Here is a 9412-nt window from a genome sequence, read left to right as displayed (position 1 = left end):
TAATTTCAGCAGGCAGATACCGTGAAATTTCGAAGCCAGCGGCAACCTGACACATGGTCGGTTTTTTCCAGTTCTTCTTCATGACATTTCTCCTCTTATACCAGCCCGAAGGGACCGATCCTGTCGTTAGCCAACCATTGCAGGGCACCGACGCAATGGCTCGTCCATCAAGTTTCAAAATGGACAAATGAAACAATAGGTTTTGAAAAATTGAAAACAAACTATCGAGAATAATTGCAGTCCTTATTTCAATTGTTCGTTGCGTAGGGTTTTTTCTCCTCCAGTGGAAGGTTTGCATCTTCCCATCCATCGGCGCCGAGCGGATACCAGATCACTGAACTGTAGCCCCACTGGACGGCCCGTTTCGCCGCATTCCACGACATCCAGCAATTCGTCATGCAGTAGAACAGAACCGTGCGCGACTTGTCCGTCCCGGCCTTGGCCGCGAGGCCTTGGCGAAAATAGCTGGCGGTCTCCTGCGAAATAGCGCCGTATCCCACATTGGCCAGCCATATGCTGCCTGGAATGTCCTTTCTGACCTTGTCTCTCCATATCGTCCCTGCCGGCAAATTGGCCGGTTTGGGCGTGTCCGGCATCACGTCGAAGAAGATCGCCTTTTTCGCTCGCCACAGCGCTTCCGCTTCCACCGTCGTCACCACCCTCGCGCCTTGCAGCGTCCGCGGCACCGGCGCCCGATAGTCGTCCATCCGGAAACCGCTGGGTTCGGCGATGTCGCCAGCCCATGTCGGCTCGGCCAGACCCAGAAGGCTCGCGGCGACCAGCACGAAAATAGTCTCCCTTCCATTCATTGGGTAATCAGGTTGTCGTGTTCGTCGATCAGCGGCACGTTGTAGCTCAGCAGGATCCTGGTGATCTCCGCCTGGTTTTCCCTGATCACCCGGTTGAGCGTCCGCTTCCATTCCTGGTCCGACGGACGTACGCCCATGGTGATGCGGTAAGACATGCGCGAGCCGGTTTTTTCCTTCACCAGTGGAACGATCGTCACATCAGCTCCGAGTTCCTTGGCGTAGTAACCTGCCATCGGTCCCCACAGCACCGCCGCATCGATCTTGTGTGCCAGCATGTCCTTGATCATGACCTCCCCCATTGATGGGGTGACGCGCGTATCCACCGCAAGCGGATAGATCTTGGCGGTCCGCAGAAGCTTGTTGGCGGCCATGTTGGCGGTTGGCGGCGTGCTTTCAACGACGCCGATCGTTTTGCCTGTGAGTCTGGGATCCTCGATCGTTTCCACGCCTTCCATATCGTGGCTTTTCGGATGCACCAGCACATAGGCGGAGCGATAGTAGGCGTTGGTGTTCTGCACCAGCTCATCGCCTTGGGCATAGCCCATGATGATGTCGCATCGGTTGGCCCCCAACGTATTGCGCACGAAGCCGGTGATCGTGGGAAACCAGGTGTAGGAGACGGACTTGCGCCCGGTTTTCGCGGCAACCAGTTCGGCCAGCTTGTTTTCGAAGCCTTCGCCGCTCTTGTCGGTGAAGGGCATATTCGAGGGATCGGCGCAGACGCGCAGAATGTCAGGGTCGACCAGTTCTCCCGCCGCGCCAAGGCCGGCGCTTTGCGCATGCGCGTTCGACGGCAGCAAGGCGAGTGTGCCGAGGATCGGCAGAACGACGCGCAGCTTCAATGCATCGCGGCCGATCATGTCATCCACCCATGCAGGATGCTTCGGCATCCTTCGCCGCCTGGGCCTTGTCTTCGTGCTTGGGCGGCCTTCCGCGGGGCGCCGCGCCATCCGCGCGCGCGCGCAGATAGACGTAGAGATCGTCCAGGTAGCAATAGACGTTCTTGTTGTCGCCAAAGGCAGGCATGACGTTTTCCTTGCCGCCGCCGACATTCTTGCGGCCTTCGGCGACGATCGAGAGGAATGTGGCGTAATCCATGGTTTTCAAGCTGTTGACCAAAGCCGGCGCATAGCTCGAACCTGTCGCGTCCTGTCCGTGGCAGACATGGCAATCGGAATGATACCGGCGGTAGCCGCTGAACGTGTACCAATCGACGGTTCCGTTTTCGATCTTGTAGGTCGGATTTCCATCCGCATCCAAATACTTGCCGCCTTCTTCCTTTACCGCCTTGGCTTTTTCCATGCTGTCGTCGGCCCGGGCGAGGCTCGAGCTTGCCAGAGGCAGCAGAGCCAGGACGAAAGCCGAAATTACAATGCGAACGGACATTCAAACGCTTCCTTCATTTGCCAATGGACACGGTTTTGCTGTCGCGACCGGCATTGATCGGTGTTTTTGGGTGCGTAACCGAATCGAGAGCCCGGCCATGGCTTCCGGATGTCCGGGCTCTCGTTCTTCAAGCCTTTGGTCTCACAAGACCTGAGGCATGCTCAAGGTTCCCAGCGCATCAATCCGGGAGACCGAAGACGGTGAGCTGACCGCCCAGCGTCGTGTAGTCGGCAAGTGCCGCGTAGCCGCCGACGGCACCCAGGCCAGCTGTACCAACGACAGCGGCTTGGTCGCCTTGCGCGCGGCCCTGATCGACGGCGCCATGCCAGGCAGCGGCGTTGTCAGGCGAAAGCAGGCCGCCTGCCAGGCCGATACCAGCCCATCCACCGACGCCCGACAGAACGGCGATATACTGCTTGCCGCCCTGCTCGTAGGTCGTGATGTTGCCGATGATGCCGGACGGGGTCTTGAACTTGTAGAGTTCCTTGCCGTCCTTATCGACCGCCTTGATGTAGCCTTCGAGTGTACCGTAGAAGACGACGTCGCCATCTGTCGCCAACGCGCCCGACCACACCGAGAACTGCTCGGGCTTCGACCAGACGATCTCGCCCTTGGCCGCATCCCAGGCAATGAAGTTGCCCATGTTGCCGTCGCCGCCAGGTGCGGGATACATCGACACGGTGGCGCCAACATAAGGCTGACCGGCGGTGTAGCTCACCTTGTAAGGCTCATAGTCCATGCAGACATGGTTGGTGGGGACATAGAACAGCCCGGTCTTCGGCGAATAGGCCGCCGGCTGCTGGTCCTTCGTTCCAAGCGCCGCCGGGCAGATGCCCGTCGAGTTGGTGTCTTCGCCGTTCTGCTGGGTCGAATATTTCGCCACGACCTGCGGGCGACCATACTGTTCGCTCTTGGGGTCCATGACGACTTCGGTCGCCCAGTTCACGGCCGGATCGTATTTCTTGGCGACGAGAAGGTCGCCGGTGGCGCGATCCATGGTGTAGGCAAAACCATTGCGATCGAAATGCACCAGCACGTCGTGCTTGGCGCCGTTGACCTCCATGCCATCGACGAGGATCATCTCGTTGATGCCGTCATAGTCCCATTCGTCATGCGGGGTCATCTGGTAGAGCCATTTGGCAACACCAGTATCCGCATCGCGGGCCATGATCGTCATCGACCAGCGATTGTCGCCGGGGCGTTGGACCGGGTTCCACGTCGAGGGATTGCCGGTGCCATAATAGACCAGGTTCAGCTTGGGATCATAGGAATACCATCCCCATGTCGTGCCGCCGCCGGTCTTCCACTGCTCGCCTTCCCAGGTGTTCGTGCCGGAATCCTTGCCAACCGGCTTGCCGAGTTGCGTGGTCTTCTCGGGATCGATCAGGGTGTCTGCGTCCGGACCTTCCGAATAGGCTTTCCAGGCGAGTTTGCCATCTTTCAGATTGTAGGCGGCCAGCCAGCCGCGAACGCCGAATTCGGCGCCGGAGACGCCGATGAGCACCTTGTCCTTGACGACGACGGGGGCAGCCGTACCAGATTCGCCTTTGCCGCCATCGGTCTGGTCGCCGTTCTTGACCGACCAGACGACCTTGCCAGTCTTCGCGTCGAGGGCGACGACTGTGGTGTCGGCCTGATTGAGAATGATCTTGCCGTCACCATAGGCAACGCCACGGTTGACCGTATCGCAACACATGATCGGAATGACGTTGGGATCCTGCTTGGGTTCGTACTTCCAAAGGATCTTCCCGTCATTCTTGAGATCGAGCGCAAAGACATTGTTCGGGAAAGGCGTGTGGACATACATCACATCGCCGATGATAAGCGGTCCACCCTCGTGGCCTCGTAGCACGCCGGTGGAAAAGGTCCACTTGACCTGCAGGTTCTTCACATTGTCCGCAGTAATCTGGTTGAGTTTGGAATAGCGGGTGTTGGCGTAGTCACCCGTCTGCATTGCCCAGTTCTTCGAATCCGAAGCCAGCTTTGCAAGGTCCTCATTAGCCGACGCCGTATAGGCCGCGCCGAGCGACAGAAACGCCGCAGTGGTTAGAATATAGGTAGCTTTCGTAAGTACACGCATCCGAATTCCTCCCGAGGTTCATAGTGATGAATCATTTGCTGAGCCCACAAGGGCTTGCCCAAGCGATTCACGGGGGGGAAATATTTCCGGCAGCGTGTCACGACCTAAGCCAGATGTGCAGAGGGCACCGTTACTGCCCACCTCACCTTGGCCTACGAAAGACTGTCGCCGCTCCCTAATGACGGTGACGCCCTTGAAGCCGGAAACAGGGTGAGGCTATGTCATCGTAAAAGGCTAGGCAAGCAAAAAAGCCTGCTGGTGTTTTTGCACCGCAATATCGTAAATGATGCGGTGCAATATAAGAAAATAAGCAGGACGGTATTTGTTAGATAAAGTATTTATGACCGCGAAATAACGATGGGGCGCATAAAATTTAGTTATTTTTTGATTTTTACATTTCGCCTAAGCGTTGATTTTATTTGGAGGTATTCGCTTCGATGTCTCGGCATGGTCATGCGCGTGCTCCATTGGGAATCGATAGTGGGCCAAGCATGAGATGATCGTTGGAGTCGGGGCGTGGAGCAGGCCACGGAGCCGCCATGCGGAACCACGGTCGACAAGCCCCGCATTCCTCCTTTGGTCGCATACGGAAGCCATGGGCGCTTGACTGACTCTGCTGCACGTTGCCAACTGCCACGGTGATCCCGACTGGGCGCATCGCGCCTAGGCTAACCGGAGGTTTTCCCGTGATCAGATATGTTGGATTTTCGACTTTGCCGCTGCTCCTTGCCGCGCCGCTGGCCTTCGCAAACCCGGCGGGCGCCGCGGGTGATTACCCGACAGCAACGATCGCCGACTACGTGCTCGGCTGCATGCAGACGAACGGCCAGACACGTCAGGCGCTGGAAAGCTGTTCCTGCTCGATCGACGTCATCGCCTCGATCCTTCCCTACGACCACTATGAGAGAGCCGAGACTTTCAAGAGCATGTCTTTGACCACAGGCGAAAGCGCGGCGCTGTTTCGCGAAAGCGCACCGGCGAAGGCAGCCCGTACCGAATTGAAGCGCGCGCAGTCGGAAGCCGACGTGCGCTGCTTTTAGAGCCTGCTCCATCCGGAAGCCGGATGGAGCTCCGTCCTCTGCCCGGGCGTGATCTTCCCGAACGAGCTCCATTTTCGGGATCAAGTGGCAAGCACCCGGCAGTCCAGCGCAAGATATCGAGACTTCAGAGTCCCGCTGTCTCGAGCGGCCACTGATTGCGAAATGTTTTGCCGTCCGTATCGATCGCTTCAACCTGGATTTCGCCATTGCCGTGCACGGTGAAATCGAATCGGAAGTTGGGGTCTTCCGAAATCGATATTCCACCTTCCATGGAGAGGATCGGCCGGCCGGCTTGGGAGATCGACAGTTTCTGGACAAAATGCGCCGGTATGAAATATTGGGTCAGCGGATCCCGCTGCAGCCCCGAATTGTTAGGGTGCCGGATCATCAACTGCAGTTCCTCGGTCTTGGTCATCGTCTCTTTGGGCGGGAACTGGCGCAGCTTCATCTGACCCATTGTCGCGTTGGCCTCGTCCTGGTTCTTGACCGCAGGGGCGGAGCAGCCACCTGACGCCTTGACGAAGGTCTGTACCATATGGAGTTGACCACCCTGCGTCTCAGCGATGGCGCGCAGATAGGAATAGTCGTTGACGCGCACGCGCGTCGACAGATGCGTCACGCCGGCATCCTTGCCGAGCTGGAACGTTGCCGCCACCGGTGCAGGGTTCGCATCGATGATCAAGGTAACGGATTTGATGCCGTCTGGCGCCTTGGCTGGATCGAGATAGATATCGACGGGCACGATGGCGGCATCCTGCGCCCGCTTCGGTGCTTCGATCCGGACGACGCCGGTATCGACCAGAATTGCCCGATCGCCGAACACGTCGCCCTTCAAGTCATGCCAGATTCTATCCGAGGACGCGGTTGTTTGCTGTGCGTTGGCGGCTCCCGAGGAGCCGAGCAACGTGCCGATGGTCAAGATGATCGCGGTGAAAACGGATGCGAGCGGCAAGGCGAGCTGCCGGCTCGAGTAAGCTTGATTTTGCATTTCGATGCCTCCACCAATGCAAGAGAGGTGGTGCCCAGGCTGGCGTTGAGGATAAGCCTTTGGCGACGCCTTGGCAAATCGCCGTGCTTTACGGCCGCCTGGCGCATGTCGGCGTCGTCTATTCCCATTCGAGTTCGGCAAATGCGGCCGTTGCGTTGCGCTCGTTGTAATCGTCGAACAGGTGCCAATTGTCCCGTTCGCTTCCGCCTGCGGTTTTGACTGCTTCGCGCAGCGGCGTTCCGTCGGCGATCGCCTTGCGGATATCGCGCGCCAGAACCTCGAAATAGCGTCGCTCCCCCGCCAGTGCCTGTGGCCAGTCGGCCGTTACAGGACCATGACCTGGAACGACGCGCGCGGCGTCGATCGCGGTGAGTGCATCCATCTGGCGGAGCCATCCAAGCAGTGATCCGTCGAGCGTCGGCAAGGAGCCCATGAACACCAGATCGCCGGCAAAGAGCGTTCTGGTCGTGGTATCGAATACGGTCAGGTCGTTGTCGGTGTGCGCCGCCTTCCATGCCCGCAGTTCGATCGTGCGCCCGCCGAGGTCGAGTTGCAGGTGATCGTCGACCAGCCTGGTCGGCGACACGATCTCGACCCCCTCCATCAGCGCCTCGCCAAGCTGTTCGCGATAGTTGTGCAGATAGAACGCGCCACGCGCGTCGAGGGCGCGCGGCAGATTGCGGTGACCGACGATGGTCGCGCCGATCTCCCGGAATGCCGCATTGCCGAAGATGTGGTCGGGGTGCATGTGGGTGTTGACCAGGAAGCGAACCGGCTTTGCGGTTACCTTTCCGATCGCGGCGAGAAAGGCGTGCGCCTCGATCAGGCTGCCACCGCTGTCGATGACGGCAACCGCATCGGTACCGATGACGGCGCCCAGATTGCAGATCGCACCGTCGTTGGCGGCGGTCATCAATTCATCCGTGCCCTGGAAGGCGAAGACGCCGTCGGCGATCTGCCTGAGCGAGAATCCCAGGTTGCCAGCCGCGGCTCGTCCGAGGCAGCACGGCATCAAGGCGGCGCTGGCGGCGGTACAGGCGAAGCCACTCACAAGCCTGCGTCTTAGCCGATCGATCGACATGAAGGCCTCCGATATGCATTTCACCTGCAGGCGATCAGGTGACGTCCGGAAATCTATGATGGAACGACCGCAGAAGGTCGCTCATCACCTGCGAATTGCGATGTTGCCGTGGCAACCGTACGTCGAACACGCCGAGCACATGGGTTGGCCGCGGCGCGAGCACGATGATGCGGTCCGAGAGCATCAGTGCCTCGCGTAGATTGTGGGTCACCATCAAGGCGGTCGTGGGCCGTGCCGACCACACGGTCAAAAGCAGATGCCGAAGCCGCTCGGCGGTCTGTTCGTCGAGCGAGACAAAGGGTTCGTCCAGGAAAAGCACCGCCGGCTCCGTGGCGAAAGCCCTGGCAAGTGCTGCCCTGCGCGCAAGGCCGAGCGACAGTTCGGCAGGATAGAGCGAGCGCATGGCCGCGAGGCCGAGCGTGTCGAACAGCCCGTCGAGATTTTTCGCCCTCAAGCTTTTCGGCAACGCCAGCCTGACATTCTGCTCCACCGTTCGCCACGGCAGCAGGGTCGGTTCCTGGAATACGGCGGCGATGCGGTTCGAACCTCCTTGCGGCAACTGGAAGGAGCCGGAAAAGTCTTTGTCCAAGCCAAGCAGGATACGCAGCGTCGTGGTCTTGCCGCAGCCCGACGGTCCAAGCAAGCAGGCGAATTCGCCTTGCCGGACCTCGAAGGAAAGGTCCTGAAGCGCCGTGATCGAGACGCCTCGCGCGGACCTGAAGGTCTTTTCGGCGATGTCGACCTTAAGCGGGACGACGGCGCCAACGGGTTGCATGTCGTTCAACGGGCTGCACCAGGAGAAGTTCAATGACAAGCATCACCGCCACGAAAGCCAGCGTGTAGGCAAGAATGGCGGCGACATCGAAAAGCTGGAAATAGAGATGGATCTGGAAGCCGACACCGTTCGAGCGGCCGAGCAGTTCGACGACCAGGACGATCTTCCAGATGAGGGCGATGCCGGATCGCGACGCGGCGGCAAGATAGGGCTGCAATTGCGGCAGCAGGATATGGCGGATGCGATCAAGGCGGCCGAAGCGATAGACGGTGGCCATCTCGGCATAACTTGGATCAAGCGTCCTGGCGCCTTCACGCATCGTCACCACGACATTCGGGATCTTGTTCACCGCCACCGCGCCGATCGCCGCCGCCTCGTTGAGGCCGAACCAGATGTAGCCGAGGACGATGACCACCAGCGCCGGGATGTTGAGGAACAGGATCACCCACGGGTTGAAAAAACGGTCGACGCGACGATAGCTGCCGAGCAAAACGCCGATGACGGATCCGATGATCATTGCGACGATATATGCTGCGGCGACCCGGCCGAGGGTCACGCCGAGATGGTAAAAGAGGTCGCCGCTCGCAGCCTCCCTGAGAAGCACCTGCCAGACCTGCCCAGGTCCTGGAAAGGCACGGCTTGGCCAGACGCCTGCCGCAAGGTTCCACAGCAGGCAAAGCCCGAGCAGGGAAACCGCTACGGTCAGCGCGGGCGCCAGTGCCGTCGCCAGGCTGCGTCGGCCGGACATGCTCGGCGGGGCATCACGCGTGCCGTCGGTTTCCGATGCGGTCATTTCCAGGGTTCCTGCCAGAATGTGCCGGGCGCCATCTCCGCCGCGCTGCCGACCAGCTTCGCGCCGCCGATCGCCGCCAGCACATGGTATAGCCTGCCGGCGTCAGCCGCTTCCTCGGCGACCGACCGTCTGGGAATGCCCTGACGATAGCGATCGCGCAGTTTTTCCAGTTCCTTGCCTTCCGCGCGAATGATCGGCGCCAGACGCAGCCATTCGTCATCGGATCTGGCCAGCAAGTCTTTGGCTTGCGCGGACGCCCTCACGAACCCCCTGACGGCATCGGGGTTCTCGTTCGCCCATTGGTCATGGAAGACGTAACCGAGCGCCGACACGGGTCCAAGAGCCCCAAGCGTCTTTGCCGCGTCATTCACGCCGATCAATCGACGGAAGCCATTGGCCTCGAGACGGGCGCAAAAATGCCAGAAATTCAGCACTGCATCGAGTTCGCCCTGTATCGCCT

At 59.7% G+C, this 9412-nt stretch carries 10 protein-coding genes and 1 pseudogene; 1 reads left to right on the top strand and 10 read right to left on the bottom strand.

Annotated elements, in window-relative coordinates:
• The 5 genes from EN884_RS38975 to EN884_RS13985 form a co-directional block, all read right to left on the bottom strand.
• A partial coding sequence (locus EN884_RS38975) for a hypothetical protein (protein WP_206617594.1) occupies positions 1–298 on the bottom strand: 298 nt, incomplete at its 3' end.
• Positions 249–809, bottom strand: a complete 561-nt coding sequence (locus EN884_RS14000) for a PQQ-dependent catabolism-associated CXXCW motif protein (RefSeq protein ID WP_027162625.1) — start codon at positions 807–809, stop codon at positions 249–251. The genes EN884_RS14000 and EN884_RS38975, both read right to left, overlap by 50 nt.
• Complete coding sequence (locus EN884_RS13995; RefSeq protein ID WP_013532072.1) at positions 806–1699, bottom strand: quinoprotein dehydrogenase-associated putative ABC transporter substrate-binding protein; 894 nt, start codon at positions 1697–1699, stop codon at positions 806–808. Before EN884_RS13995 ends, EN884_RS14000 begins: the two co-directional genes overlap by 4 nt.
• Entirely contained in the window at positions 1671–2195 is a 525-nt protein-coding gene (locus EN884_RS13990; protein ID WP_013532071.1) for a c-type cytochrome, methanol metabolism-related, read from the bottom strand. The genes EN884_RS13995 and EN884_RS13990 overlap by 29 nt, the downstream gene beginning before the upstream one ends.
• A gap of 178 nt (positions 2196–2373) precedes the next feature.
• Positions 2374–4275, bottom strand: a complete 1902-nt coding sequence (locus EN884_RS13985) for a methanol/ethanol family PQQ-dependent dehydrogenase (RefSeq protein WP_013532070.1) — start codon at positions 4273–4275, stop codon at positions 2374–2376.
• Between the two features lie 686 nt (positions 4276–4961).
• Here EN884_RS13985 and EN884_RS13980 point away from each other — a divergent pair.
• Positions 4962–5315 (top strand): hypothetical protein, encoded by a 354-nt coding sequence (locus EN884_RS13980; RefSeq protein WP_013532069.1) that lies wholly within the window; start codon positions 4962–4964, stop codon positions 5313–5315.
• Positions 5316–5439: 124 nt separating this feature from the next.
• On the opposite strand, the gene EN884_RS13975 is transcribed toward EN884_RS13980, so the two are convergent.
• From EN884_RS13975 to EN884_RS13955, 5 genes and pseudogenes are all read right to left on the bottom strand, one after another.
• Complete coding sequence (locus EN884_RS13975; protein WP_063167845.1) at positions 5440–6303, bottom strand: quinoprotein dehydrogenase-associated SoxYZ-like carrier; 864 nt, start codon at positions 6301–6303, stop codon at positions 5440–5442.
• 118 nt (positions 6304–6421) lie between these two features.
• The gene (locus EN884_RS13970) at positions 6422–7384 is read right to left on the bottom strand and encodes a quinoprotein relay system zinc metallohydrolase 2 (RefSeq protein WP_027162621.1); all 963 of its coding nucleotides are present in this window, start codon (positions 7382–7384) and stop codon (positions 6422–6424) included.
• 34 nt (positions 7385–7418) lie between these two features.
• Complete coding sequence (locus tag EN884_RS13965; protein ID WP_013532066.1) at positions 7419–8159, bottom strand: ATP-binding cassette domain-containing protein; 741 nt, start codon at positions 8157–8159, stop codon at positions 7419–7421.
• Positions 8128–8952 carry an ABC transporter permease gene (locus tag EN884_RS13960; protein ID WP_027162619.1) on the bottom strand — a complete coding sequence of 275 codons (825 nt, stop codon included), beginning with the start codon at positions 8950–8952 and terminating at the stop codon, positions 8128–8130. Before EN884_RS13960 ends, EN884_RS13965 begins: the two co-directional genes overlap by 32 nt.
• Positions 8949–9412 (bottom strand): annotated as a pseudogene (locus tag EN884_RS13955) (ABC transporter substrate-binding protein); the annotation flags it as partial. The gene EN884_RS13960 and the pseudogene EN884_RS13955, both read right to left, overlap by 4 nt.

The organism is Mesorhizobium sp. M7A.F.Ca.AU.001.01.1.1, assembly GCF_004022735.1.
GTDB lineage: Bacteria > Pseudomonadota > Alphaproteobacteria > Rhizobiales > Rhizobiaceae > Mesorhizobium > Mesorhizobium ciceri.
The sequence above is the reverse complement of the archived record's forward strand: the minus strand, read 5'-3'. Positions and strand labels throughout refer to the sequence as shown.

Coding starts and splice junctions, on each gene's coding strand:
- EN884_RS13990 (WP_013532071.1), bottom strand. CDS start 2,195: ATGTCCGTTCGCATTGTAATTTCGGCTTTCGTCCTGGCTCTGCTGCCT.
- EN884_RS14000 (WP_027162625.1), bottom strand. CDS start 809: ATGAATGGAAGGGAGACTATTTTCGTGCTGGTCGCCGCGAGCCTTCTG.
- EN884_RS13965 (WP_013532066.1), bottom strand. CDS start 8,159: ATGCAACCCGTTGGCGCCGTCGTCCCGCTTAAGGTCGACATCGCCGAA.
- EN884_RS13985 (WP_013532070.1), bottom strand. CDS start 4,275: ATGCGTGTACTTACGAAAGCTACCTATATTCTAACCACTGCGGCGTTT.
- EN884_RS13995 (WP_013532072.1), bottom strand. CDS start 1,699: ATGCCGAAGCATCCTGCATGGGTGGATGACATGATCGGCCGCGATGCA.
- EN884_RS13960 (WP_027162619.1), bottom strand. CDS start 8,952: ATGACCGCATCGGAAACCGACGGCACGCGTGATGCCCCGCCGAGCATG.
- EN884_RS13970 (WP_027162621.1), bottom strand. CDS start 7,384: ATGTCGATCGATCGGCTAAGACGCAGGCTTGTGAGTGGCTTCGCCTGT.
- EN884_RS13975 (WP_063167845.1), bottom strand. CDS start 6,303: ATGCAAAATCAAGCTTACTCGAGCCGGCAGCTCGCCTTGCCGCTCGCA.